Origin of the sequence: Mycobacterium sp. ITM-2016-00318 (assembly GCF_002968285.2) — a bacterium.
Taxonomy (GTDB): domain Bacteria; phylum Actinomycetota; class Actinomycetes; order Mycobacteriales; family Mycobacteriaceae; genus Mycobacterium.
On sequence record NZ_CP134400.1, the window covers coordinates 3,330,691 to 3,354,415 of the forward strand.

26 protein-coding genes, 1 tRNA gene and 1 other RNA gene are annotated in these 23,725 nt (G+C 65.5%); 17 read left to right on the top strand and 11 right to left on the bottom strand.

The annotated features are described in order from the left end of the window. Positions 1 to 14 precede the first annotated feature (14 nt). On the top strand, positions 15 to 1,505 hold the full coding sequence (locus C6A82_RS16350) for a CYTH and CHAD domain-containing protein (protein WP_105344924.1): 1,491 nt from the start codon (positions 15 to 17) through the stop codon (positions 1,503 to 1,505). A 5-nt stretch (positions 1,506 to 1,510) separates the two neighbouring features. Here the strand turns inward: C6A82_RS16350 and rnpB are convergent. After that, positions 1,511 to 1,906, bottom strand: an RNA gene (gene rnpB, locus C6A82_RS16355) — RNase P RNA component class A. A gap of 24 nt (positions 1,907 to 1,930) precedes the next feature. On the opposite strand from rnpB, the gene C6A82_RS16360 reads away from it, so the two are divergent. The 9 genes from C6A82_RS16360 (at position 1,931) to C6A82_RS16400 (ending at position 9,928) form a co-directional block, all read left to right on the top strand. Beyond that, positions 1,931 to 2,383, top strand: coding sequence for a helix-turn-helix transcriptional regulator (locus C6A82_RS16360; protein WP_105344918.1), 453 nt, complete (start codon positions 1,931 to 1,933; stop codon positions 2,381 to 2,383). A gap of 11 nt (positions 2,384 to 2,394) precedes the next feature. Then, positions 2,395 to 2,817, top strand: coding sequence for a VOC family protein (locus C6A82_RS16365; protein ID WP_105344916.1), 423 nt, complete (start codon positions 2,395 to 2,397; stop codon positions 2,815 to 2,817). 15 nt (positions 2,818 to 2,832) lie between these two features. After that, complete coding sequence (locus C6A82_RS16370) at positions 2,833 to 3,330, top strand: isoprenylcysteine carboxylmethyltransferase family protein (RefSeq protein ID WP_105344914.1); 498 nt, start codon at positions 2,833 to 2,835, stop codon at positions 3,328 to 3,330. Positions 3,331 to 3,642: 312 nt separating this feature from the next. Continuing rightward, positions 3,643 to 4,917 (top strand): hypothetical protein, encoded by a 1,275-nt coding sequence (locus tag C6A82_RS16375; protein ID WP_105344913.1) that lies wholly within the window; start codon positions 3,643 to 3,645, stop codon positions 4,915 to 4,917. Positions 4,918 to 5,961: 1,044 nt separating this feature from the next. Next, a complete protein-coding gene (locus tag C6A82_RS16380; protein ID WP_158261629.1) occupies positions 5,962 to 6,162 on the top strand; it encodes a hypothetical protein in 201 nt (66 codons plus the stop codon). 1,353 nt (positions 6,163 to 7,515) lie between these two features. Then, the gene (gene gvpO / locus C6A82_RS16385; protein WP_105344911.1) at positions 7,516 to 7,827 is read left to right on the top strand and encodes a gas vesicle protein GvpO; all 312 of its coding nucleotides are present in this window, start codon (positions 7,516 to 7,518) and stop codon (positions 7,825 to 7,827) included. Between the two features lie 230 nt (positions 7,828 to 8,057). Further along, positions 8,058 to 8,624: a dihydrofolate reductase family protein gene (locus tag C6A82_RS16390; RefSeq protein ID WP_105344910.1), complete on the top strand. Its 567-nt coding sequence runs from the start codon at positions 8,058 to 8,060 to the stop codon at positions 8,622 to 8,624. Between the two features lie 79 nt (positions 8,625 to 8,703). Continuing rightward, a complete protein-coding gene (locus C6A82_RS16395; RefSeq protein ID WP_105344908.1) occupies positions 8,704 to 9,222 on the top strand; it encodes a methylated-DNA--[protein]-cysteine S-methyltransferase in 519 nt (172 codons plus the stop codon). Beyond that, positions 9,215 to 9,928 carry a 2OG-Fe(II) oxygenase gene (locus C6A82_RS16400; RefSeq protein WP_105344906.1) on the top strand — a complete coding sequence of 238 codons (714 nt, stop codon included), beginning with the start codon at positions 9,215 to 9,217 and terminating at the stop codon, positions 9,926 to 9,928. The genes C6A82_RS16395 and C6A82_RS16400 overlap by 8 nt, the downstream gene beginning before the upstream one ends. Positions 9,929 to 9,990: 62 nt before the next feature. Here C6A82_RS16400 and C6A82_RS16405 read toward each other — a convergent pair whose 3' ends face one another. Then, complete coding sequence (locus C6A82_RS16405; protein WP_105344904.1) at positions 9,991 to 10,623, bottom strand: bifunctional 2-polyprenyl-6-hydroxyphenol methylase/3-demethylubiquinol 3-O-methyltransferase UbiG; 633 nt, start codon at positions 10,621 to 10,623, stop codon at positions 9,991 to 9,993. Between the two features lie 122 nt (positions 10,624 to 10,745). On the opposite strand from C6A82_RS16405, the gene C6A82_RS16410 reads away from it, so the two are divergent. After that, on the top strand, positions 10,746 to 11,327 hold the full coding sequence (locus tag C6A82_RS16410) for a helix-turn-helix domain-containing protein (protein ID WP_105344902.1): 582 nt from the start codon (positions 10,746 to 10,748) through the stop codon (positions 11,325 to 11,327). Here the strand turns inward: C6A82_RS16410 and C6A82_RS16415 are convergent, their stop codons facing one another. From C6A82_RS16415 to C6A82_RS16425, 3 genes are read right to left on the bottom strand one after another with little or no spacing between them, the layout of a single operon-like run. Continuing rightward, positions 11,328 to 12,413 (bottom strand): bifunctional RNase H/acid phosphatase, encoded by a 1,086-nt coding sequence (locus C6A82_RS16415; RefSeq protein ID WP_105344901.1) that lies wholly within the window; start codon positions 12,411 to 12,413, stop codon positions 11,328 to 11,330. Then, the gene (locus C6A82_RS16420) at positions 12,410 to 13,147 is read right to left on the bottom strand and encodes a zinc ribbon domain-containing protein (protein WP_311101385.1); all 738 of its coding nucleotides are present in this window, start codon (positions 13,145 to 13,147) and stop codon (positions 12,410 to 12,412) included. The genes C6A82_RS16415 and C6A82_RS16420 overlap by 4 nt, the downstream gene beginning before the upstream one ends. Further along, positions 13,144 to 14,271: a Nif3-like dinuclear metal center hexameric protein gene (locus C6A82_RS16425; protein WP_105341416.1), complete on the bottom strand. Its 1,128-nt coding sequence runs from the start codon at positions 14,269 to 14,271 to the stop codon at positions 13,144 to 13,146. The genes C6A82_RS16420 and C6A82_RS16425 overlap by 4 nt, the downstream gene beginning before the upstream one ends. Positions 14,272 to 14,340: 69 nt before the next feature. Between C6A82_RS16425 and C6A82_RS16430 the strand changes: the two genes are divergently transcribed. The 3 genes from C6A82_RS16430 to C6A82_RS16440 are packed head-to-tail and all read left to right on the top strand — an operon-like array spanning position 14,341 to position 16,356. Then, positions 14,341 to 15,039, top strand: coding sequence for an HAD hydrolase-like protein (locus C6A82_RS16430; protein WP_233216702.1), 699 nt, complete (start codon positions 14,341 to 14,343; stop codon positions 15,037 to 15,039). Between the two features lies 1 nt (position 15,040). Beyond that, the gene (locus C6A82_RS16435; RefSeq protein ID WP_105341414.1) at positions 15,041 to 15,535 is read left to right on the top strand and encodes a low molecular weight protein-tyrosine-phosphatase; all 495 of its coding nucleotides are present in this window, start codon (positions 15,041 to 15,043) and stop codon (positions 15,533 to 15,535) included. Next, positions 15,535 to 16,356 carry an SURF1 family protein gene (locus C6A82_RS16440; RefSeq protein WP_311101386.1) on the top strand — a complete coding sequence of 274 codons (822 nt, stop codon included), beginning with the start codon at positions 15,535 to 15,537 and terminating at the stop codon, positions 16,354 to 16,356. The genes C6A82_RS16435 and C6A82_RS16440 overlap by 1 nt, the downstream gene beginning before the upstream one ends. Here C6A82_RS16440 and C6A82_RS16445 read toward each other — a convergent pair. After that, a complete protein-coding gene (locus C6A82_RS16445) occupies positions 16,310 to 17,275 on the bottom strand; it encodes a cobalamin biosynthesis protein (RefSeq protein ID WP_105341252.1) in 966 nt (321 codons plus the stop codon). The genes C6A82_RS16440 and C6A82_RS16445 overlap by 47 nt on opposite strands. A gap of 47 nt (positions 17,276 to 17,322) precedes the next feature. Between C6A82_RS16445 and C6A82_RS16450 the strand changes: the two genes are divergently transcribed. Further along, positions 17,323 to 18,150 (top strand): oxygenase MpaB family protein, encoded by an 828-nt coding sequence (locus C6A82_RS16450; protein ID WP_311101387.1) that lies wholly within the window; start codon positions 17,323 to 17,325, stop codon positions 18,148 to 18,150. Positions 18,151 to 18,220: 70 nt separating this feature from the next. After that, positions 18,221 to 18,613 carry a VOC family protein gene (locus C6A82_RS16455; protein ID WP_105344873.1) on the top strand — a complete coding sequence of 131 codons (393 nt, stop codon included), beginning with the start codon at positions 18,221 to 18,223 and terminating at the stop codon, positions 18,611 to 18,613. Here the strand turns inward: C6A82_RS16455 and C6A82_RS16460 are convergent. The 5 genes from C6A82_RS16460 to C6A82_RS16480 all read right to left on the bottom strand — a co-directional run bounded on the left by C6A82_RS16460 (position 18,610) and on the right by C6A82_RS16480 (position 20,752). Then, on the bottom strand, positions 18,610 to 19,050 hold the full coding sequence (locus C6A82_RS16460; protein ID WP_105344874.1) for a hypothetical protein: 441 nt from the start codon (positions 19,048 to 19,050) through the stop codon (positions 18,610 to 18,612). The two genes, C6A82_RS16455 and C6A82_RS16460, sit on opposite strands and share 4 nt — an antisense overlap. A 25-nt stretch (positions 19,051 to 19,075) precedes the next feature. Next, positions 19,076 to 19,147: transfer RNA gene (locus tag C6A82_RS16465), tRNA-Val, on the bottom strand. 59 nt (positions 19,148 to 19,206) lie between these two features. After that, the gene (locus C6A82_RS16470) at positions 19,207 to 19,668 is read right to left on the bottom strand and encodes a peroxiredoxin (RefSeq protein ID WP_105344876.1); all 462 of its coding nucleotides are present in this window, start codon (positions 19,666 to 19,668) and stop codon (positions 19,207 to 19,209) included. Further along, entirely contained in the window at positions 19,668 to 20,093 is a 426-nt protein-coding gene (locus C6A82_RS16475) for a DUF3052 domain-containing protein (protein WP_105344878.1), read from the bottom strand. The genes C6A82_RS16470 and C6A82_RS16475 overlap by 1 nt, the downstream gene beginning before the upstream one ends. An 83-nt stretch (positions 20,094 to 20,176) precedes the next feature. Beyond that, positions 20,177 to 20,752, bottom strand: a complete 576-nt coding sequence (locus C6A82_RS16480) for a hypothetical protein (RefSeq protein ID WP_199193759.1) — start codon at positions 20,750 to 20,752, stop codon at positions 20,177 to 20,179. 141 nt (positions 20,753 to 20,893) lie between these two features. On the opposite strand from C6A82_RS16480, the gene aceE reads away from it, so the two are divergent. Next, on the top strand, positions 20,894 to 23,683 hold the full coding sequence (gene aceE / locus C6A82_RS16485) for a pyruvate dehydrogenase (acetyl-transferring), homodimeric type (RefSeq protein ID WP_105344879.1): 2,790 nt from the start codon (positions 20,894 to 20,896) through the stop codon (positions 23,681 to 23,683). Positions 23,684 to 23,725: the final 42 nt, after the last annotated feature.

Consider the following 23,725-nt stretch of genomic DNA (forward strand, 5'->3'; position numbering starts at 1 on the left):
CTACGAAGGTGAAGATGGCTGCCAGCAGGCCGAAGACGTCGCGGCACACCGAGGTCGAGCGCAAGTTCGACGTCGTCGAGTCGACCGTGTCACCGTCATTTGAGGGGCTTTCAGCGGTGGCACGCGTCGAGCGGTCACCGTCGCAGCATCTGGAGGCCGTCTACTTCGACACCCCCGACCACGATCTGGCCGCCCGCCACATCACGCTGCGCAGGCGTACCGGCGGAACCGACGCCGGTTGGCACCTCAAACTGCCCGCCGGACCGGACACCCGAACCGAGGTCCGGGCCCCGCTGGATGACAGCGTCGACGATGTCGTGCCGGACAGCCTCAAGGACGTTGTGCTGGCCATCGTCCGCGACCGCCCGCTGGGACCGGTGGCGCGGATCTCCACCGAGCGCACAGTCGACGTCCTCTATGACGCCGCGGGCTCGCCGCTAGCCGAGTTCAGCGACGACAGTGTGAACGCGTCAGCCGGTGAGGACGAGAACCAGCAGTGGCGCGAGTGGGAGTTGGAACTGGCCGAGGGCGGGTCGGCGTCCGGCGACCTGCTCGACAGGCTGGCCAATCGCCTGATGGACGCGGGCGCGACACCGGCAGGGCACGGATCAAAGCTGGCCCGGGTGCTCGCGCGCGAGTCGGCCGACGAGAAGACGTCGAAGCGGGCCACCGATCCCATCCACGAGGCGGTCGCCGAACAGGTCCACCAACTCGTCGAGTGGGACCGCGCGGTACGGGCGGACGTCTACGACTCCGTGCACCAGATGCGGGTGACGACGCGGAAGATCCGCAGCCTGTTGCAGTCCGCCGAAGGCGCCTTCGGGATCTCCGACGACGCGTGGGTTCTCGACGAACTGCGTCAGCTCGCAGCCGTGCTCGGCGTCGCACGCGACGCCGAGGTATTGGCGGAGCGTTACGAGAAGGCACTCGTTGAGCTACCCGACGAGCTGGTCCGCGGCCCCATCCGCAAGCGGCTGGTGGACGGCGCCAAACGGCGATACCGGTCGGGTCTGCGGCGGTCGCTGATCGCAATGCGGTCGGATCGCTATTTCCGTCTGCTCGACGCACTCGACGGTCTGGTCGCCGCGGAGCCGCCGACCGCCGCCGCGGGCGACGAATCGGTGACGGTCACGATCGACTCCGCTTACAAGCGCGTGCGCAAAGCCGCGAAGCGCGCCTCCGCTGCCGCCCATGACGACCGTGACGAGGCTCTGCATCGAATCCGCAAGGGCGCCAAACGGATTCGCTACACCGCGGCGGCGACGGGCGCCGACAAGGTGTCCTATCGCGCCAAGAACATTCAGAGCCTGCTCGGTGACCATCAGGACAGCGTCGTCAGCCGCACGCATCTGAGCCAGCAGGCCGAAGCCGCTCATGCGGCCGGTGAGGACACATTCACCTACGGCCTGCTGTACGCGCGCGAGGACGACTTGGCGATCGATGCGCGCCGACAGCTCGACGGTGCACTGAAGAAGCTCGACAAGTCGGTGCGCAAAGCCCGTTAAGGGGGCGAACGAGTTGGCCTATAAGCCGGATTCTGTCTCTCGCCGCCGCGGAGACCACGGCGCCGAGACGGCGACCATCCATCTGGGCACACCGTCACCGGGTGCCTCGAGCGGCCTACCCGCAGGCTCGGGCGAGCAACCCTCGAGCGCCTGCGCAGCCACACCAGGTGCGGCCTTCTCGGCCTTGCTTCGGGTGGGGTTTGCCTAGCCATCCCGGTCACCCGGGATGCTGGTGCGCTCTTACCGCACCGTTTCACCCTTACCACCGAAGGTGGCGGTCTGTTTTCTGTGGCACTTTCCCGCGAGTCACCTCGGATTGCCGTTAGCAATCACCCTGCTCTGTGAAGTCCGGACTTTCCTCGAACAGCCCCTAGGCCGTCCGCGGCCGCCCGGCCAACTCGTTCGCACGTACATAATATTCTCCTATGACGCAGGTTCCTCCGGCCCGTTATCTGCAGCGGGCCAAGGATCTGGTCGATTCGCGCTATGCCGAACCGATCACCGTGGAGGATCTGGCGGCCGCGGCGGGCCTGTCGCGGGCCCATTTCAGCCGGATGTTCACCCGCACGTTCGGGGAGTCGCCGCGGGCCTACCTGCAGACCAGGCGGTTGGAGCGGGCCGCAGCACTGCTTCGCTACACCGACCGCTCGGTGGCCGATATCTGTGTGATGGTCGGCCTGCAGAGCATCGGATCCTTCACGACCAGCTTCGCGCGTGTCTACGGCCAGTCGCCTGCGGCATATCGGGACGCCATGCCGCCCGCGGTGACACATGCGCGGATCCCGAGCTGTGTGCTCGCCCGCGACACCCGACCCCGTGCCGACAGCCGGGTCAAGACAGCACACGGGGAGAAGACGCGGCTCGCCGACGGACCGTAGCGTCTTCAACCATGATGACAATCGGCAGCGCCCACCTGTGGGTCCACGATCAAGAAGAGGCACTGAAGTTCTGGACCGACAAGGTCGGCATGGAGGTGCGTGAAGATGTGTCGTTCCCGGAAGAGATGGGCCCGTTCCGGTGGCTCACGGTCGGGCCGCCCGGACAGGACGACATCAGCCTCGTGTTGATGGCTGTGCCGGGCCAGCCCGTCATGGACGAGGCCACCCGAAAGCAGGTTCTCGACCTGACCGCGAAGGGCTTTGCGGGAACGGTGTTCCTCATCACCGACGACATCGAGAAGGCGTACAAGGAGATGACGGAGCGCGGCGTCGAGTTCAACGAGCCGCCGAACCAGATGCCGTACGGCATCGACTCCGGTTTCCGCGACCCGTCGGGCAACAGCGTGCGACTGACCCAACTGGCGGACGGCTGACCCGATACTGAGGGGGTGCGAACCTCCGCCGCCGCGTTGGGCTCTGCGGCATTCTTCGTCGTCGCGCCGGGAACTTTTGTCGGGCTGGGCCCGTGGCTGATCACCCATTGGGCGATACCCGGGTCCAGCCCGCCGCTTCGGGTGGTCCTCGGCGTCGCGTTCATCGTGCTCGGCCTCATCCCGCCGGTGCACGCCTTCGTTCAGTTCGCGAAGGCAGGCGGAACACCGATGCCACTGGCGCCGACCGAGCATCTGGTGGTCACGGGTTTCAACCGTTTCGTCCGCAACCCGATGTACGTCGGCCTGCTCACCGCAATCCTCGGTCAGGCACTGCTTTTCGACAGCTTGTGGCTTCTCGTCTACGCGGTGATCGGATGGATCGCCACCGCATCGTTCGTCAGGTGGTACGAAGAACCCACTCTGGTGAGGACTTACGGCGAACAGTACGAGGAGTACCGCCGCAACGTACCTGCGTGGACGCCGCGGCTCACCCCCTGGAAGCCGTCGTCTTAGAAGGCGGAATGTCGTGTGGGTTGAGTTCGCGTTCGGCTTGGATTGCTGCGGCGAGGTCGGCGGTGGGGGGGCGTTTTCGGCGCGGCATCATCAGCCCGCGATGCCCGGTGTGGGGTGGTGGTTGGGCGGTTGTTGGTCGGCCTAGCCGCCGACGCCGGTCCAAAACGTTTTCATCAGGCGGTGGCATCGCATGCGCGAAGAACATTTCAGGGGAACGCGCTTACCTGCATAAATGATTGCCGAACAAGTTTACGTTAGCGTCAATTGGGGCATTGCATAGCGAACCGTTTTTTGTCGTGGATGGAGTAACAAATGAACGCCCACAGCACCGTGAATTCACCCCGCAAGATCGCGGGCGTTCTCGTCGCTAGCGCCATGACGAGCGGATTGTTCGCAAGCGCCGGGTTAGGGTTAGCCCCGACGGCGAACGCGACCTGTGCGTCGTTCTTTGGAATCGGCAACAGCCTCGACTGCACCAGCACGTTGTTCAGTGTTGCTTTCGCTGTCGGCGACGGAGCCGTCGCCCACTCCGATGGGTTTCTCGGCGCGTCCTTCGCCGTCGGTACTGGGGCCGCTGCGACCACGAGCGGTGCGTTGACTTTGGCCAGTGCGGTCGGCAATAACGTCACGGCGGGGGCCAACGGCTTACTGGGCCTCGCCTTGAGCGCCGGAGGCGACGACAACGAGGTTACAGCCGGCACATCGGGGTCAATCCTCACTTTGGCCACCAACTTCTTCGGCAGCAACAACACCGTCATGGCCGAAGGAGGCTTCTCGAATCGCGCCGCAAACATCGGCGGCGACAACAACACCGTCACGACAGAAGGCAGCTCGTTCAATTTTGCCCGCAATATTCTGGGCAACGGCAACACCGTCACGACAACGGGCGGCTCCAACAACGGGGCTCAAAACATTCTCGGCGACGGCAACACGGTCACGCAAAATGGCGGAACCTTCAACATCGCCAGAAACTTCCTCGGCAGCGACAACACCGTCACGACAACGGGCGGTTTCGGGAACTTCGCGCGGAATCGGTTCGGTGATGGCAATACCGTCACAACCCTGGGCGGTAGCCAAACCCTCGCGACCAATTTCTTGGGCAGCGGGAACACCGTCGAGGCGCTAGGCGGGTCTTCCAACAGAGCGAGGAACATTGGCGGCAGCAACAATGTCCTGTCCGTGGGCGGCCCCGGCAGCACCTTGAACTTCGTCTACAACTTCGGGGGAGACCGCAACACCATCAGCGCCGGTCCCGGCAACTTGAACGCCGGGATCAACGTCTTCGGCTCCGACAATAAAGTCGCAGCGGGTCCGGGTCCGCTTGCATTTGCCGCTTCCCTCTTCCAAGACGGTCGAACCGTCACGCAGACAACCCCCGGTATCGCGATCAATAACACCTCTGGTGGGGCGGTTGCGACGAGCGGCCAAAGCAGTACCCCTCGCCTGGCGAACGCGACGGCCAACGGCCCCAAGGCCCCGAAGGCCGCTTCCCGGGGTGGGTCGGTAGTCAAGCCGCCCAGCCATCGGATTACCACGTCGGTCAAGAAATTCAAAAATGCTGTCAACGGAGGCACCGGGCGGCCATAAATGGCGGCCGCCAAAGCCGGGGGCGCGGGCAGCAGCATTATGGCGACGGTCACGGCCAAGAGGTGTACGTCGATGTCGTGTTCTGGTCAGAACGGTGGATCGTCGGGTGGCGGTGGCGGTTCGGGGTGGAGGCCGCCAATCCGGTGGCAGCTCTTCGGGTTCCATCGGATCGTGATCCAGGTGCAGAACGGGCTGGTGCTCCGGCCGCATTTGAGGATGAACAACTCTTGCGCAGCTCGTTGCGGTGTTTTCGGTAGGCGATCTCCTCTACCTCAGCACCTCGCGGCCGAGGCCTTTCATGTCCCGCCCCTCATTCGCCGGGGCTGTCACCCAGGCCACCTGACCCCGGCCCCATGTCTTCACGAGCCACCCCGTTTGGGTCGGGCATGTCAGGAGCCCGTTCCACGGGCTCGCACTCGACCGACGCGGAGTCTGGATTTTCAACGACGATGCAGTCACTCGGTTCTTGCGGGTTTGCGCTCGCGGGCGGAAGGGTCACGACGGGCCCCAAGAGGGCAATCGCAACGGTGAAACCACCGGCGAAGATTCGGTTTCCTGCTGTTATGTGGAACGACATTGTTCCCAACTCCCAGATTGAAACTTGAATCGTCGAGTCGGTGCCCGACGTACTCCCTATCTAGAGGGATGTAGACCTATCTAGACGGACGCAGACGGTGATTACCCAATTGTCGCCTGCGTAAGCATTCGAGAACAAAATTGATCGGGGTTCGAGAAGGCCTAATAAGCGGTACCGCGCACATACGGTGACGGTGAACACTCCCAGTCGGTTGGGCCGCACGACGACATGGCCGAAACGCCAAATGGCCCTGAGCAACACGCTGTCACTGGAGAAATACTGATGCTCCGAGGTCGCGACCTTGACTTGTCCCACGACGGCGCGCTGATCAACCACCACGCCCGAGTAGCCAGGCACCGCCGGATCTACGATCACCGGCAGTGACAGCGGCATCGGCACGGCGTCGGTGGTACCCGCGCCCCACCAGTCTTATGTTCTGAGGTGGCGACTGCGACACCTGGCTGGCGGTGGCCGTTTGGCCGTACTTCTCATTGGACAGCCGAACCAACTGCGTCACCTTCGCGGTGTGCACGAGCACCTCGACGAGTACAGGTTCGCCTTCCGGTCTCGTCGCCCTCGGCGGTGAACCGGGCTTGGTCGTCGTCCACGTAGGCGACCCGCATCACGGGCTCGTCACCTTCATCTCACCGGCGACCGTGCTGCACTGAAGAAATAAGGTGTCGGGGACAACGTCGGTCGGCGTGAAGGTGTAGAGGTCGGGCCGGCACGCACCCGCCGAGGTGCTGGTTAATGGGTGTAATCCATTGGAGCACAATCTTTTACCAAGGTACGGCTCAGGGCCTGGCGAATTGGTTGGATTGGCGGATCGGCTCCTTGGCCTTACCGTGCCCGCGCTACGGCGGGGATTGCGCTTGCGGAGTCTGAACCATCCCGGTCGGTTCCGCGCTACAGGGCTAGATACCCCGACTAGTGAGAGGTGGGGAGATTTGACAGTTCCCCCTGAGATCGGATCGTGACGATTCCGTTGGCAACGGGCTGTCACGGGCGAGATACCGTGCCAATCAGTTTCAAAATTGGTCGGTCCCAAATGAGGTGCCGTGCCTTTTGTTAGGAGGGATCGAGAAATGATGGATTCACACTGTCCCTGTTGCCCTGCAATGGCAGCAAGCGGCGTGGAATGCCCTTGCTGCGCTGCACCGCCTCCACCGCCTCCACCGCTTTAACGGGCTTCATCCGCGCAAAGCCACCCTTTTCAGTCCTTGCGCCGAGGTGCGAACGCCTGCGTCCAAGGGGCGACGGGTTGTCGGTGGGGGTGCCGACGCGCCGGATCCGAAACGCCCCCAAGTCGAGCGTGACGCCCCTGCGGCGTGCGGATGCGCCTTGATGACGGCGTCGGCCAGCCTGGCCACAGCGTCGGGACGGTGGATCGTCGGGTGGCGGTGGTGGTTCGGGGTGGAGGCTACCAATCCGGTGGCAGCTCTTCGGGTTCCATCGGATCGTGATCCAGGTGCAGAACGGGCTGATGCTCGGGCCGCCCATGAGGATGAACAACTCTTGCGCATCTCGTTGCGGTGTTTCGGTAGGCGATCTCCTGTCGGAGGGCGTGCTGCAGTCGACGGTGTGCCTCGTGGATGGGGCGGTGAATGCGGTTGCGTTTGCGAATACGCGTGATGCGGCTCGCTCGTTCGCGGGAGTGGTTGCGGCGAACGGTTTTCGGCGCCTGACATGCCGGCGCTGCCATCTGGAGGAAATAGATCGACGTCGCCGGGCACAGGGGTACCAGGCTGTTTTAGCGGCGGGTTTGTGATCGGTTGCGTCAGCGCTCGTCCGCTAGGCGGCCGTGTGTTGAGACCACAGCGCTCTGCTTTCGGTCGCCGGTCATCGCCGGGAAGGCTTTCGATATCAATAGCTGGAAGCGCTCCCCGCATATCCTGAGCTGGATCTTTGTCAATCATGGCATTTGCGCCGCAAATTTGACGTTTGATCGACAGTCAGTTTGGGTATCCACAGCGGCGCGAAGGTGAGGTTTGTCTAGACACCGCCTAAAAGGGGTGAGGACGATGACGAAACGCAGCCCGCGGTCGGCGAGGGTAGCGATACGCAAAACGGTCGAACTAGCCGCCGACTATGTCACCGACATCACGAATTGCCAACCGACACAGGTTACCGCGTTGCAACCCGCCGATGAGGGTGGCTGGATCGTCGAGGTGGAAGTTGTCGCCGAACGACGAATCCCGTCGTCGGCAGACATGCTGGAGCTGTATGAGATCGAGCTCGACGCCGACGGGGAAGTGCTGGCACATAACCGAATTAGTCGTTACGCGCGCTTCGAGCGCCTGCCCAACTCGGATGCGGAACAGAGCGTAAATTAGCAGCCTAACGGCGGTGGACTCGACTACGCCTAGAGTGCCGATTAGGAGTGCTCCTCGGGGGGACGGCGGCGCTGCCAGAACAGCTAGTTACTGCGCCTCTGGCTTAGGGCTGGACAATGAGCGACCCGAGGCTCAGCACCACCGCCCGCCGTCTGTCATAAGCCGCCAGGCCGCACCTGGCCTCGTGTGCCGTCGCAATGAGTTTTGCCCTCCGGTGCAGTCTGATCTGTATGGGCACACTCATCTATGGCTTCACCGTGTCGGTGGACGGGTACATCGCCGACGCACAAGGCAGCATCGACTGGTCCGATCCGAGCGAAGAACTGCACCAGTACTGGAACGACTTCGAGCGGGAAACCGTCCTATCGTTCTACGGGCGGCGGCTCTACGAACTGATGTCCGCGTACTGGCCGACCGCCGACAAGACGCCGGACGCCACGCCTTTGATCGTCGACTTCGCGCACATCTGGCGCGACATGCCCAAGGTCGTTTTCTCGCGCACCCTGGAGTCCGTCGACTGGAACTCCCGCCTGGAACGCGGCGACCCAGTCGAGGTGATAACGAAGCTGAAAGCCGAAACCGACGGCAGGCTGGAGGTGGCCGGCGCGACGCTGGCCGCACCGATCGTGCAGGCCGGGCTGGTGGACGAATACCGCATCGTGGTCGCGCCCACCGCCGTGGGCGGCGGCACCCCGTTCTTCCCGACCCTGCCGTCATGGATCTCGCTGCGACTGTTGGAGAACCGGACCTTCCCGGGCGGCACGGTCCTGCTGCGCTACGAGGCGAAACACGACTGACGAACTGGTAACCGGGAAACTCACAGAACGACCTCCCGAAGCGATCTCACGCGCCGCCCTCCCCCATCGTCTACAGGGTATGAACACTCGACACGCTCTGGTCGACAGCGGGCTCGGCGAACTGACCCTCGTCGCCGACGGCGACGCGCTCGTCGGTTTGTACTTTCACCATCACTGGTACAAGCCGTCCATGAAGACGTTCGGGCCGCAAGTCGACGCCGCAGACGACGCGCTGCTGGCAGAGGCACAGAAGCAACTCGATGACTACCTGGCCGGCTACCGCCCGCACTTCGATCTACCGATCAGAACACACGGTGACGACCTTCAGCGTCGCGTCTGGGACCGGCTGACAGCCATCCCCTACGGCGCGACAATCACCTACGGCGAACTCGCCGACGAGTTGGCCGATCGAACAACCGCTCAGCAGGTCGGTGCCGCCGTCGGCAGCAACCCGCTTTCGATCGTCGTTCCGTGCCACCGCGTGGTCGGAAAGCATGGCAAGCTCACCGGCTATGCGGGCGGGCTCGAACGCAAGAAGTTCCTGCTCGGCCTGGAGGAGCCGCCGACGTCCGTGCGGCACGGTTGTTCTGATGGCTGACCTTTGGGAGAAGCGCGTCGACGCGGCCGCCTGGGACGCCGTCGCCGCTGAGATCAGCGACTTCGGCGGCGCGTTGCTCCCCCAGCTGCTCACGAAGGCGGAGGCGAAGACGCTTCGCGGACTGTATCCCGACGACAATCGGTTCCGGTCGACGATCGAGATGAGCCGCTACCGGTTCGGCGAAGGGCAGTACCGCTACTTCGCCCGGCCCTACCCTGAGCCGATCAACGAGCTGAAACGGGCGCTGTACCCGCGGCTGCTGCCCATCGCCCGGGACTGGTGGCACAAGCTGGGCCGCGACATCCCGTGGCCCGACGACCTCGACGACTGGCTCGATATGTGCCATGCGGCGGGCCAGACCAAGTCGACGGCGATCCTGCTCAGATACAAGAAGGGCGACTGGAACGCTTTGCACCGGGATCTCTACGGCGATCTAGTGTTTCCGCTGCAGGTCGTGATCAACCTGTCCGAGCCGGGTGTCGACCACACCGGCGGCGAGTTCCTTCTGCTGGAGCAGCGCCCGCGGGCGCAATCGCGTGGAACGGCGACGCTGCTGCCGCACGGCCACGGTTTCGTCTTCACCACCCGCGAACGGCCGGTGAAGTCTGCAAGGGGATGGTCGGCAGCGCCTGTCCGGCATGGTGTTTCGGCCGTGCGCTCCGGCCAGCGGTTCACGCTCGGCCTGGTGTTCCACGACGCCGCGTGAAACCCCGGGGCACTACCGTCCATGGCCAGATGTATGCCGGAGGAGTACCGGCGCCTGGAAGGCTAGGCCGATGCCCGCCGACGCACCACGATGACGTTGTCCATCCACGGCCGCTGCTGCCCATCCGGACCGACCGCCTGTCGCTCGACGGAATCCACACGTACACGGTCGAATTCGTCATCGCTCAAGTTCATACCGGCAATCACCTCTTCAGGGCTGGGGAACTCGTGATGATGATCGAGCTTTGATGCCCAAGGCGGCGCCGAACCATGGTCGACGATTACCAGCAGACCGCCCGGCCGCAGCGCCGCTGCGGCGTTGATCAGGATCCGCCGCCGATCCAGGTGAATCTTCGAATGCAGGAACTGTGCCGAGATCAGATCGAAGGTGCCGTCCGGAAAGCCTTCCGACAGGTCGAATTGGCGAAACTCGATTCGGTCGGCGAGGCCGCGGACATCCGCCGCTTCCCTGGCACGGCCCAACGCGGTGTCCGAGATGTCGACCGCGGTGACGTTCCAGCCCCGCTCGGCGAGCCACACCGCGTCGGCTCCCTCTCCGCAACCGAGGTCGAGCGCTCGTCCCGGCGTCAGAGCGCCTGCCACGTCGGCGAATTGGACGTTGACCCGTCCGCTCCAGATCCGGTCGCGTCCGCCGTAGTGCTGCTCCCAGTGCTCCTTGGTCTCATGCGTTGACATGTGATCTCCATTCCGGGCCGATGAGCCCATAATCATCGACCACCAGTGCTCTCCGGCAATCCCATGAATCAGCCATGCCGCCAGCTTGCCGCTGCCCGCTGAATCTGCCAATGTAATTTGCCATGCAGGCAAACGAGACCTCCGAAGACGACGTCGACCTGCGAGTTCGCCGCCGTCTGCGTGATCTGCGCCTCGAGCGCGGCCTGACTTTGGAGGACGTCGCCCGCAGCGCACGCATCGACGTGTCCACGCTCAGCCGGCTCGAATCCGGTAAGCGCCGACTCGCTCTCGACCATCTCCCCCGCCTCGCCGAAGCGCTGTCGGTCAGCACCGACGAACTCCTGCGCGCGCCCGAGGCGGCCGATCCGCGTGTACGGGGCGCATCGCATACCCACAATGACATCACCTACTGGCCGCTGACCCGCCAGTCGGCAGCGGGTGGTCTACATGCCTTCAAGATCCGCATCGCCGCCAAGCGCCGAAAACCGCCCTCGGAGTTACCCGTCCACGAAGGGCAGGACTGGACCTATGTGCTGTCGGGCCGGATGCGGCTCGTTCTCGGCGAGCGAGACTTCGTCATCGAACCCGGCGAAGCCGTCGAATTCAGCACCTGGACACCGCATTGGTTCGGCGTCGCCGACGGGCCCGTCGAGGCGATCATGATCTTCGGTGTGCACGGCGAACGCCTCCATCTGCACGACTGACTACAGGTACGACGTGTCGTTCACCAGCCGAACGGAAGACGCACCGTCGGGATAGAATTCGGCGATCGACAGCGACGCAAGGTCGAGGTGCAGCCGGTAGAGGATCCCCGGTCCCGCGTCCAGCGCGAGCCGCAGCAGCGTCTTGATCGGTGTCACGTGCGACACCACCAGCACCGTCTCACCCGCATGCTCCGAGATGATCCTGCCGCGCACGCGCTGCACCCGCTCGGCCACACTGTCGAAGCTCTCCCCGCCCGGCGGGGTGATGCTGGTGTCGCGCAACCACTTCCGGTGCAACTCGGCATCCTGTTCGGCGGCTTCGGAGAAGGTCAAGCCCTCCCATGTCCCGAAATCAGTTTCAATCAGGTCGGCGTCGACGGTGACGTCGAGGCCCAATGCCTTGGCCGCCTTCGCCGCCGTATCGTAGGCGCGCTGCAGCGGCGACGTGATGACCGCGTCGACCCCGCCTCGCTTGCCGAGGTACTCCGCGGCAGCCTCGGCCTGCGCCTCACCGACCTCGGTCAGCGCAGGATTGCCCCGGCCGGAATACTTTCGCTGCGCCGACAATTGGGTCTGGCCGTGCCGCAACAGCAGGAATCGGGTTGGTTCTCCGCGGGCGCCGGTCCAACCCGGCGATGAGACCGCGGGCTTCTCGGACTCACCTGAATCGGGCTTCTCCAGTTCGGCCGCCGCATCCATCGCCTCGTTGGCCAGTCGGTCGGCATGGGAGTTCTCGGCTCGCGGAATCCACGCGTATTCGATACGGCCGAATTTCGCCGCCACCGACTTCGCCTGCGCCATCAACACCCTCAGGTCCGGATGCTTGACCTGCCAGCGGCCGGACATTTGCTCCACCACCAGCTTCGAGTCCATCCGAACGTCCACCTCGGTGGCACCCACCTTGACGGCTTCCTCCAGGCCCGCGATCAACCCGCGGTATTCGGCGACGTTGTTGGTTGCGAACCCGATCGCCTGCTTGCTCTCCGCCAGCACCGTCTCGTGATCGGCGGTCCACACCACCGAGCCGTACCCGGCAGGCCCCGGATTGCCACGGGAACCACCGTCGGCCTCGACGATGACCTTCACTGGCCACCGTCTTTGACCCGCAGCAGGATCGCTCCGCACTCGGGGCAGCGCAGCACGTCGTCGTCGGCGGCCGCCGAGATGCGCGCCAGTTCTCCCTGGTCGATCTCGATCCGGCATGCTCCGCATCGCCGGCCCTGCAGCCGCCCCGCACCGGGGCCCCCCCGCGAGCGCTGACGCTCATAGAGCGACACCAACTCGGGATCCAGCCCGGCCGTCAGTTCGTCGCGGCGCGACGCGCACTGATGACGGCTTTGTTCGATCACTGACAGCGCGTCATCGCGGGCACGCTGGGCTTCAGCCAATTCGCTTTCCAGCGTGTCGATTCTGCCGAGTTCGTCGGACTGCCGACTCTGTAGTTCCTCGCGGCGCTCCATCACCTCGAGCAACGAATCCTCCAGGCTGGTCTGACGACGTTCCAGCGTCTCGAGTTCATGCTGGAGGTCACCGAGCTGCTTGGCGTTGATGGCGCCCGCCTCGAGCAACGTGCGGTCCCTGTCCTCCCGCTGCCGGACCGCATCGATCTCCGACTCGAACTTGGCGATCTGCGCGTCCAGATCGTCGAGCGCGAGGCGCAGCGACGCCAGCCGGTCGTTGGCGTCGCGGTGCTCGGCCTGGGTCTGCTCCAAGCGCTGCTGCTCTGCGAGATGGCCTGCCCGGTGTTCGACACGGCTCATCTCGGCGTCGAGGTCTGCCAGTTCGAGCAGCGAACGCTGTTGAATCACTTCGGCTTTCATAGATCATTTCTCTCGATGTTCCACGGATCGGTGCGGATGCCGGACACCCGCACCGGTAGCGAGTCGCCGAAGTGGTCGCGAAGCAGCGCGGCCGCCTGATTGCACCACGGGTACTCGCTGGCCCAGTGGGCGACGTCGATGAGCGCTATGTCCGAGCGTCGCCGGTGCTCGTCGGCGGGGTGGTGTCGAAGGTCAGCCGTCACGTAGGCGTCCACGCCTGCGCGCACGACGATGTCCAGCAGCGAGTCGCCTGCGCCGCCGCACACCGCAACTCGCGACACCTCGGCGTCGTCCTGGCCCGACGCCCGTATCCCCCAGGACGTTCCGGGCAGCGCGTCGTGCACCCGAGAGACGAATGCCGCCAACGTCTCCTGCCTCGGCAACGTCCCGATCCGGCCCAGCCCGACGTCTTCGGGGACAGAGGCCAACGCGAGGATGTCGAAAGCCGGTTCCTCGTACGGATGCGCGTTGCGCAGTGCCGCGAGGACATGGCCGCGCAGCCGCGCGGGAGCGATCATCTCGACCCGGTTCTCGGCAACCCGTTCGACTGACCCGACACTGCCGATCGTCGGTGATGCCCCTTCATGGGGCAGGAACTGGCCCGTGCCGGTCACACTCCAACTGCAGTGCGAGTAGTCGCCGATGTGGCCTGCACCCGCGACGAACATCGCGTCGCGGACGGCGTCGGCGTTCTCGACGGGCACGTAGACGACCCACTTGTCGTTGTCGGGGCCGCCTGCGGGGGGAGCCAGCACCTCCTCCACCGTCAACCCCAGAACCTCGGCGAGGGCGTCCGACACGCCGGGCGAGGCCGCGTCGGCGTTGGTGTGGGCGGTGAACAACGCCCGCCCGCTGCGGATCATCCGATGCAGCAGCGCCCCCTTGGCGGTGTCCGCGGCGACGGTGTCGACCCCGCGCAACAGCAGCGGATGGTGGGCGAGAAGCAGCCCGCGGTCGGGTACCTCGTCGACGACGGCTGCGGTGGCGTCGACTGCCACGGTGACCGAGTCGACGTGGTCAGCCGGATCGCCGCAGACCAGGCCGACCGAATCCCAGCTCTGTGCGAGCGCCGGAGGATAAGCCGCTTCCAGGACGTCGATGACGACGGCCAATCTGGCACTCACGGGAGCGTCCCCGCCCGGGTTGGACTTGCCACAGCACGACACTAATGCGCCGTCGGAGACAATGGATGCGTGACGACCCTCGATGACGCCGCCGCGGCGACCCGCGCACGTGAGGAGCTGGAGCGCCGACCCCAATTGGTGATCTTCGACCTCGACGGCACCCTGACCGACTCGGCGCAGGGCATCGTGTCCAGTTTCCGTCACGCGCTGAGCGAAATCGGCGCGGAGATCCCCGACGGCGACCTGGCAGGCCGCATCGTCGGGCCGCCGATGCACCACACGCTGCACGAAATGGGTCTCGACGACCCCGACATTGCCATCGCGGTCTATCGCGCCGACTACTCGACCCGCGGGTGGGCGATCAACAGCCTGTTCGACGGCATCCCTGAGCTGCTGGCCGACCTGCGCGCGGCCGGTGTACGGCTGGCGGTGGCCACCTCGAAGGCCGAGCCGACGGCGCGCCGGATCCTCGAGCACTTCGGGCTCGACGGGCATTTCGACGTCATCGCGGGTGCCAGCCTCGACGGTGTGCGCGCGACCAAGGCCGAGGTGATGGGACATGCGCTGGCCCAGCTCGCGCCGCTGCCCGAACGCGTGGTGATGGTCGGCGACCGCGCCCATGACGTGGAGGGCGCCGCCGCGCACGGCATCGGCACGGTCGTCGTCGATTGGGGTTACGGAGGCGCCGACTTCGCGGGGCCCGTGCCGGTCGCCCCTGCGGCGCAGGTGGCGACGGTGGCTGACCTGCGCGAGGTGCTCGGTGTCTGAAGTGTCCGAACCGTTGCACGTCGCCTTCATCTGCTCAGGCAACATCTGCCGCTCCCCGATGGCGGAGAAGATGTTCGCCCATCAGATCAGCGAACGCGGCCTTGCCGGGATCGTCCGGGTCACCAGCGCGGGTACCGGCGATTGGCATGCCGGCGAGGGCGCCGACAATCGCGCGAACCGCGTACTGCGTGACCACGGCTACCCGACCAAGCATCGGGCGCGGCGAATCGACGAAGACCATCTGTCGGCAGACCTCGTCGTGGCGCTGGGCCGAAACCACGAACGCATCCTGCGTGACATGGGCGTCCCGCCCACCCGGCTGCGGATGCTGCGGTCTTTCGATCCGAGATCGGGTGCACATGCGCTCGACGTCGAAGACCCCTACTACGGCACCCACGACGATTTCGAGGACACCTTCGCCGTCATCGAGGTATGCCTGCGCGGGCTGCACGAGTGGGTCGACGCGCAATTGGCCGGTCGCGGGGTCGCCAGCTGATGAAACGGTGGTCCTTTCTCCTGCGGCCCGGCTGGCTCGCGCTGTTCGTCGTGGTGATCGCCTTCGCGTACCTGTGTTTCACCGTGCTTGCCCCGTGGCAGCTGGGAAAGAACACCAAGACGACGCGGGAGAACTCACAGATCTCCCGGTCGTTGACAGCAGAGCCTGTTGCACTGACGAGCGTTTTGCCGCAGCAGGATTCGTCGGCACCCGACGAGCAGTGGCGACGGGTGACGGCGACCGGACATTACCTGCCCGACCGCCAGGTGCTGGCGCGGCTTCGGGTGATCGAGGGCGATCCCGCCTTCGAGGTGCTGGTGCCGTTCGTCGTCGACGGCGGCCCGACGGTTCTCGTCGACCGCGGATACGTCAAACCCGAGCAGGGTTCGCGTGCGCCTGCCTTCGCGCCCGCGCCGAGCGGCACGGTGACGATCACGGCGCGGCTGCGCGATTCGGAGGTGGCGCCGCAGGGCAAGGCGCCGTTCCGGGCCGACGGTGCCCAGCAGGTGTACGCGATCGACACCGCACAGATCTCCACGCTTCTGGACGTTCCGCTGGCCGGGTCCTACCTGCAGCTGGTCGACGGTCAGCCGGGCGGTCTCGGAGTGATCGGCCTGCCGCACCTGGATGCCGGGCCGTTCCTGTCCTACGGCATCCAGTGGATCGCCTTCGGCATCCTGGCGCCGATCGGGTTGGGCTACTTCATCGTTTCGGAGATCAAGGCGCGCCGACGAGAGAAGGCTGCCGCCCAGAGTCGAACCGCCGCAGCGCCGCTCACCACCGAGGAGAAGCTCGCCGACCGCTACGGCAAGCGGCGCTGACGGTCGCTGTCGTCAACACCGCGGCCGCGAACTGCACCGCCCGCGACAGCCGCACCGCGCGGCGTAGATCGTCGACCCCAGGAGCAGGTCCATCGCCGAGCGTCGGCCTGATCTCCAGCTGATGCGCGTATTGCGTTGGGCCGCCGAGCCCTACGCCCAGCGCGCCGGCGAACGACGCCTCGACGACACCCGCGTTCGGACTCGGATGGCGGGCGGCATCGCGATGCCACGCGCGCAGCGCGGCTGCGGGCGAACCGCCGACCACGGGCGCGCAGGACGCGACAAGAACACCTGCCAGGCGCGCGGCGACCACGTTCAGCGCGTCATCGAGTTTGGCTGCGGCCCAACCGAATCGCTCGTATCGGGGTGAGTGATGGCCGATCATCGCGTCGAGCGTGTTGGCGCCGCGATAGACCAGCAGCGCGGGGACGCCGCCCACCGCGGCCCACAGCAGCGGGGCCACTTGCGCGTCGGAGGTGTTCTCGGCCACCGACTCGACCGAGGCGCGGACCAGTCCGTCGACGTTGAGGGCGGCTGGATCACGTCCGCACAACGAAGGCAGGAGGCGCCGAGCGGCGTCGACGTCGTCACCCGCCAACAGGTCAGCCATTCGGGCACCGGTCCGGGTCAGGGACGTGCCACCGAGCCCGACGAAGGTTGCCACGGCCGTGCTCGTGGCCACCCATGCCCCCCCGCGCCGTCTGGCCGCCTTCTCGCCCGCCATCGCCGCGGCCGCCAGCGCGCCCAACAGCACACCGGTGTGGAAGGCGCCCGTCCGGCGGTCGTCGGAGTAGGTGACCCGCTCTAGGCGGGCGGCGCAGGCACCGAACAGCGCGACGGGATGTCCGTGCCGCGGGTCCCCGAGCGCGACGTCGGCAAGGTAGCCGGCCGCGATGCCAGCCGCCGTGCACAGACACATCGGTGCAAACACGCTGCGAGCGTCTCACAAAGTGATGTACTCCAATGATGAGGCTGGGCCCACCGCGGCGGCCGACCCGCGTGGTCGATCTGATCAACCCTGCGGCGGTGCTCGCTCCCGCGGCGAACGTCATCATGCAGTTGTCGTTGCCCGGCGTCGGCTATGGCGTGCTGGAAAGCCCGGTGGACAGCGGCAACGTCTACAAGCGTCCGTTCAAGCGGGCGCGCACCACGGGCACCTATCTGGCCGCAGCCACACTGGGCACGGATGCCGACCGAGCGCTCATCCGCAAGGAAGTCGACAGGGTCCACGCACTGGTGCGCTCCACGGAGTCAAGTCCCTTGTCCTACAACGCGTTCGATCCACGGCTTCAGCTGTGGGTGGCCGCCTGCCTGTATCGCTACTTCATCGATCAGCACGAGTTCCTGTACGGGCCGCTGGACGACGAAGCAGCCGACGCGGTCTATCGAGATGCACGAAAGCTCGGCACCACATTGCAAGTCCGCGAAGACATGTGGCCCGCCGACCGCATCGCGTTCGACGAGTTCTGGAAGCGAACGCTCGACGAACTGAGGATCGACGCGCCCGTGCGCGACCACCTGCACGGCGTGGCCGCGATGGCATTTCTGCCCGCACCTCTGCGGATGCTGGCCGGCCGCTTCAACCTCTTCGCCACCAAGGGCTTCCTGCCCGCGGAGTTCCGGGCGCACATGAACATGTCGTGGTCCACGGCGCAACAGCGCCGTTTCGAACGGCTGCTGACGGCGCTGCGAGTCGCCGACCGAGTCATCCCGCGCGACATCTGGATTCTGGGCTATCGAACGTATCTGTGGGATATGCGTGCGCGCGCCCGCCGGGGAAAGCGCGTGGTGTGAGGCAGAAGTGAACCCGCAGTGTCTCGAGATCGTGCATTGAAGTATTCGGGACAACAGAAGTGAGGAACCAATGGCGGCACTCAATCACGTCGCGGTGACCGTTCGTGACGTCGACGCAAGCGGACCCTGGTACGAGGCGCTGCTCGGCGCTGCCCCGGTGCTCGACGAGCACACCGACAACGGCTACCACCACAAAGTATGGGCGCTCGACAACGGCACGCTGTTCGGTATCCACCAGCACGACCGGTCGCTGGAAGGTGGACGATTCAGCGAGTTCCAGGCCGGCCTCGACCATGTCGGCTTCGGCTGCGCGGACCGTGCGGAGCTCGAGACGTGGCAGGCCAAGCTGAATGAACTCGGCGTCGAACACGGCGGCATCGTCGACGCCCACTACGGCTCCGGGCTGAGCTTCCGCGACCCCGACGGCATCGCGCTCGAGTTCTTCGCACCGCCTGCGGGTTAGGTGGTGGCTGTCCCTTGGATGGACTCGAGCAGATTGTTGATGAACCTGTCGGGATCCGCACCGCCTCCTGGGTGATCCGCTGATGTGTCGACGAAAAGGGGTTCACCGGCTCCTAAGTCCGCGGTGAGAATCCGATACCCCACAGCGGAGTCAGCAGGCTTGGCGAACCTTGTCTCGAGTTGAACTGCGCCGATGTTCGAGATTGAAGCGACGACACCCGTGATCTTCGGGCTGGCGTCATCGCCCCTCTCGGTCAGATGCCCGACCAGGTTGCGATAGATCCAAGAGAACGAGCGGATGCGGCCGTTCTCTGCACTCACGGTGTAAACGGTCATTTGCCAACTGCGCGTCCACGTTCGCAACGCGTAGCCGAATTCGTTACTAATGACCTTGCCGCTGCTGGTGAGGGCGTCGAGAATTTCGTCAGTATCGGACATGGATGGAAACCTACCGAGAAACTAGTGGGCGCGGACGGTATCGAACCGCCGACCGCTGGTGTGTAAAACCAGAGCTCTACCACTGAGCTACGCGCCCGTCGCTGGGAGGCTACCGGGTGGATCGGCGAACCTGGAAATCTGACTGTTGGCCGCGGCCTATGGGGTCAACGCCGCCAGCGCATCAGTCCAGACCGCCTGATCGCGCGCCTCCCCTGGCTGCTTCATCTCGGCGAACCGGATGATCCCGGATCGGTCGATGACGAATGTGCCGCGGTTGGCGAAACCGGCGTCGCAGTTGAACACACCGTAGGCCTGCGCCACCGCCCCGTGCGGCCAGAAGTCGGCGAGCACGGGAAACGTGAAGCCGCTCTGGGTGGCCCAAACCTTGTGTGTCGACGGCGGTCCCACTGAAACCGCCAACGTGGCCGTGTCGTCGTTCTCGTAGCGGGGCAGATTATCGCGGATCTCGTCCAACTCCCCCTGGCAAATCCCGGTGAACGCGAGCGGGAAGAAGACAAGCAATACGTTCTTTTCGCCGCGGAACCCGCTGAGGCTGACCGCTTGCCCGTTCTGGTCCTTCAGCGTGAAATCGGGCGCCTCGGCGCCGGGTTCGAGCACTAGTGCCGCCCCGCCGCCTTGGATTTCGGCTGAACCAGACGGCTGGCACTCCAGTCGCCGAGGTTCGCCGAAGACGTCTGCATCAACCCTGCCGTGGGCGCCGATTCGGCGATTTCGGCGGGCATCACATGCCCCGGCTTACCCGTCTTGGGCGTCAACACCCAGATCAAGCCGTCATCGGCCAGCGGCGTGATGGCGTCCATGAGCCTGTCGACAAGGTCGCCGTCGTCGTTGCGCCACCACAGCAGCACCACGTCGACGACCTCATCGGCATCCTCGTCGAGCAGCTCACCGCCGCACGCGTCTTCGACATCGGCCCGGATGTCGTCGTCGACGTCGTCGTCCCAGCCCAGTTCCTGCACAACCTGATCTTTTTGGATGCCCAGTCGTTGGGCGTAGTTCGGGGCGTCCTCCGCCGCGACCACCGTCGGTCCTCCTTCACGCTGCTCGTTAATTCGTCCTATCGTCGCACGACCCGGACTGTCGGTGACGCTGGGCGCTGAAAGGTTCATCGAAAAGCCGCGTCGCACAGCCCCAGGGCGGTCGTGTTGACGTCGTTCAACGTCGACACCGCCGGGTTGAACTCGTCGGGTCCGGAGTTGCCCGCTATCGCGTTGGCGACACCCCGGGCGGCGTCAACCCACCTGTTCAGCGCGTCGCGCAGCTCCGGCGTCAGCGGATCGCTGACGCTCGCGGCGACCATGTCGGCGCTGCGGTTGAGCGATTCGACGGCGGGCCCGGCCTTGGACGGCGCATCTGGGGCACTTGCGTTGAACGCTGCGACGAAGTCGTTGACGGCAGCGATCGAATCCACGCTGCTGGAGGCCAACGCCTCACACGCGGCGTGGACGGCCTCGACGGTCATCGACTCGCGGCGCTTGGACTCCTTTGCGCGCGACGAGGCGGCCGACTCCTCCGCCGACGCCGACACCGATGCCCGGTACACGGGCGCCTCGCCGGCGTTCACCCTGGCTGAGCCTCCGGTGACCGATGTGCACCCGACGATGATCATGGCGATACCGGCGAGGCTGCCCACCACCGGCGCCACGATCCGCAACTGCGGTGACCTGGTCAGCCCTCCCATCGGCACAGTCTTCAGACGGTACCGGTTCGGGGGCCGCCGGACGGTTCATTCCACTAGCCACCACCGGCGGTGCATGTGGGGCACGATGGGAGGACGATAGAGGTTGTCTCAAGGCCTGTACCTCCTACCGAGGAGTCGAAGTTGACCACCGAGTTCGCGCGCCAGGACCTGGCCCAAAACTCTGGCACCGCAGCCGAACCCGACCGGGTACGCGTGATCCGCGACGGCGTTGCCTCCTACCTGCCCGATATCGATCCCGAAGAGACCACGGAGTGGCTCGAGTCCTTCGATCAGTTGCTGGAACGGCAGGGTCCCGCGCGTGCGCGCTACCTGATGCTGCGGCTGCTCGAGCGCGCCGGCGAACAACGGGTGGCCATCCCGTCGCTCACCTCGACCGACTACGTCAACACGATCCCGACCGAGCTGGAGCCGTGGTTTCCCGGCGACGAGGAGATCGAGCGCCGCTACCGCGCCTGGATCCGGTGGAACGCCGCGATCATGGTGCACCGCGCGCAGCGCCCCGGAGTCGGTGTCGGCGGCCATATTTCGACATATGCCTCGTCGGCGGCGTTGTATGAGGTCGGCTTCAACCACTTCTTCCGCGGCAAATCCCATCCCGGCGGTGGCGACCAGGTCTACATCCAGGGCCACGCCTCGCCCGGAATCTATGCCCGTGCATTCCTCGAGGGCCGGCTAACCGCGGACCAGCTGGATGGCTTCCGCCAGGAGCACAGCCACCCCGGTGGCGGCCTGCCGTCGTACCCGCATCCGCGCCTCATGCCGGATTTCTGGGAGTTTCCGACCGTGTCGATGGGCCTGGGCCCGATGAACGCCATCTTCCAGGCCAGGTTCAACCACTACCTGCACGACCGCGGTATCACCGACACCTCCGACCAGCATGTGTGGGCGTTCCTCGGCGACGGCGAAATGGACGAGCCGGAGAGCCGCGGCCTGATCCAGGTGGCCGCCAACGAGGCGCTGGACAACCTGACCTTCGTGATCAACTGCAACCTGCAGCGCCTGGACGGCCCCGTTCGCGGCAATGGCAAGATCATCCAGGAGCTCGAGTCGTTCTTCCGCGGCGCCGGCTGGAACGTCATCAAGGTGGTGTGGGGCCGCGAGTGGGATGCGCTGCTGCACGCCGACCGCGACGGCGCGCTGGTCAACCTGATGAACACCACACCTGACGGCGACTACCAGACCTACAAGGCCAACGACGGCGCCTACGTTCGCGACCACTTCTTCGGCCGCGACCCCCGCACAAAGGCGCTGGTGGACAAGATGAGCGACACCGAGATCTGGAACCTCAAGCGCGGCGGCCACGACTACCGCAAGGTGTATGCCGCCTACCGCGCGGCCACCGAGCACAAGGGCCAGCCGACGGTGATCCTGGCCAAGACCATCAAGGGCTACTCGCTGGGCGCCCACTTCCAGGGCCGCAACGCAACGCACCAAATGAAAAAGCTTGCGCTGGAAGACCTCAAGCAGTTCCGCGACGCAATCCGCATCCCGATCACTGACGAGGAGATCGAGAAGAACCCGTACCTGCCGCCCTACTACCACCCCGGTCCCGATGCGCCCGAGATCCGTTACATGCTCGATCGCCGGCGGACGCTGGGCGGCTTCGTCCCGGAACGCCGGACGAAGAGCAAGGCCCTGACGCTGCCGAGCCGCGACGTCTACAAGGCGCTGAGGAAAGGTTCTGGCAACCAGGAGGTGGCCACCACGATGGCCATGGTGCGCACCTTCAAGGAACTGTTGCGCGACAAGGAGATCGGCCCCCGCATCGTGCCGATCATCCCCGACGAGGCCCGCACGTTCGGCATGGATTCGTGGTTTCCCAGCCTGAAGATCTACAACCGCAACGGGCAGCTCTACACGGCGGTGGACGCCGAATTGATGTTGGCGTACAAGGAAAGCGAAATCGGCCAGATCCTGCACGAGGGAATCAACGAGGCCGGGTCGACGGCGACGTTCACCGCGGCGGGCACCTCCTATGCCACCCACAACGAGCCGATGATTCCGCTCTACATCTTCTATTCGATGTTCGGTTTCCAGCGCACCGGCGACGGGTTGTGGGCGGCCGCCGACCAAATGGCGCGCGGCTTCGTGCTCGGCGCCACGGCCGGCCGCACCACCCTGGTCGGCGAGGGACTGCAACACGCCGACGGCCATTCGCTGTTGCTGGCGGCCACCAATCCCGCTGTGGTGGCTTATGACCCGGCGTTCGCCTACGAGATCGCCTACATCGTCGAGAGCGGGCTGGCCCGCATGTTCGGCGAGGACCCGGAGAACGTCTACTTCTACATCACCATCTACAACGAGCCCTACAAGCAGCCCGCCGAACCCGAGGGGGTGGACGTCGAGGGCCTGTTGCGCGGCATGTACCGCTACCGGAAGGCACCCGAGCAGAAGGCCAAGCAGGCGCACATCCTCGTGTCGGGAGTGGCGATGCCGGAGGCGCTGCGCGCCGCCGACCTGTTGGCCGAGGAGTGGGACGTGGCGGCGGACGTGTGGTCGGTGACCAGCTGGGGTGAACTCAACCGCGAGGGCGTGGAGATCGAGAAGGAGAAACTTCGTCACCCGGACCGCCCCGCCCGGGTGCCCTACCTGAGCCAGGTCCTGGCCGATACCCGCGGACCCGTGGTGGCGGTGTCGGACTGGATGCGCGCGGTGCCCGAGCAGATCCGGCCGTGGGTGCCCAACACCTACCTGACGCTGGGCACCGACGGGTTCGGGTTCTCCGACACCCGGCCCGCGGCGAGGCGTTACTACAACACCGACGCCGAATCGGTCGTCGTCGGTGTCCTGGAGGCGTTGGCCGCCGACGGTGAAATCGACCAGGCGGTCGCCATCGACGCGGCCAACAAGTACGAGATCGACGACGTGCTCGCGGCGCCGGAGCAGACCTCGGACCCGGGCGTGGCCTAGCGATCGGCGCCTTTGGAGAGTTCTGCCAGAAATATGGCGTAG

What these genes read in the sequence shown, in the direction of transcription:
- C6A82_RS16360 (WP_105344918.1), top strand. Translation starts at nt 1,931, where the DNA reads ATGACGCAGGTTCCTCCGGCCCGTTATCTGCAGCGGGCCAAGGATCTG.
- C6A82_RS16480 (WP_199193759.1), bottom strand. Translation starts at nt 20,752, where the DNA reads ATGGGAGGGCTGACCAGGTCACCGCAGTTGCGGATCGTGGCGCCGGTG.
- C6A82_RS16450 (WP_311101387.1), top strand. Translation starts at nt 17,323, where the DNA reads ATGAGGCTGGGCCCACCGCGGCGGCCGACCCGCGTGGTCGATCTGATC.
- C6A82_RS16460 (WP_105344874.1), bottom strand. Translation starts at nt 19,050, where the DNA reads ATGTCCGATACTGACGAAATTCTCGACGCCCTCACCAGCAGCGGCAAG.
- C6A82_RS16375 (WP_105344913.1), top strand. Translation starts at nt 3,643, where the DNA reads ATGAACGCCCACAGCACCGTGAATTCACCCCGCAAGATCGCGGGCGTT.
- C6A82_RS16365 (WP_105344916.1), top strand. Translation starts at nt 2,395, where the DNA reads ATGATGACAATCGGCAGCGCCCACCTGTGGGTCCACGATCAAGAAGAG.
- C6A82_RS16440 (WP_311101386.1), top strand. Translation starts at nt 15,535, where the DNA reads ATGAAACGGTGGTCCTTTCTCCTGCGGCCCGGCTGGCTCGCGCTGTTC.
- C6A82_RS16410 (WP_105344902.1), top strand. Translation starts at nt 10,746, where the DNA reads ATGCAGGCAAACGAGACCTCCGAAGACGACGTCGACCTGCGAGTTCGC.
- C6A82_RS16420 (WP_311101385.1), bottom strand. Translation starts at nt 13,147, where the DNA reads ATGAAAGCCGAAGTGATTCAACAGCGTTCGCTGCTCGAACTGGCAGAC.
- C6A82_RS16395 (WP_105344908.1), top strand. Translation starts at nt 8,704, where the DNA reads ATGAACACTCGACACGCTCTGGTCGACAGCGGGCTCGGCGAACTGACC.
- C6A82_RS16390 (WP_105344910.1), top strand. Translation starts at nt 8,058, where the DNA reads ATGGGCACACTCATCTATGGCTTCACCGTGTCGGTGGACGGGTACATC.
- C6A82_RS16405 (WP_105344904.1), bottom strand. Translation starts at nt 10,623, where the DNA reads ATGTCAACGCATGAGACCAAGGAGCACTGGGAGCAGCACTACGGCGGA.
- C6A82_RS16455 (WP_105344873.1), top strand. Translation starts at nt 18,221, where the DNA reads ATGGCGGCACTCAATCACGTCGCGGTGACCGTTCGTGACGTCGACGCA.
- C6A82_RS16445 (WP_105341252.1), bottom strand. Translation starts at nt 17,275, where the DNA reads ATGTGTCTGTGCACGGCGGCTGGCATCGCGGCCGGCTACCTTGCCGAC.
- C6A82_RS16350 (WP_105344924.1), top strand. Translation starts at nt 15, where the DNA reads ATGGCTGCCAGCAGGCCGAAGACGTCGCGGCACACCGAGGTCGAGCGC.
- gvpO (WP_105344911.1), top strand. Translation starts at nt 7,516, where the DNA reads ATGACGAAACGCAGCCCGCGGTCGGCGAGGGTAGCGATACGCAAAACG.
- C6A82_RS16400 (WP_105344906.1), top strand. Translation starts at nt 9,215, where the DNA reads ATGGCTGACCTTTGGGAGAAGCGCGTCGACGCGGCCGCCTGGGACGCC.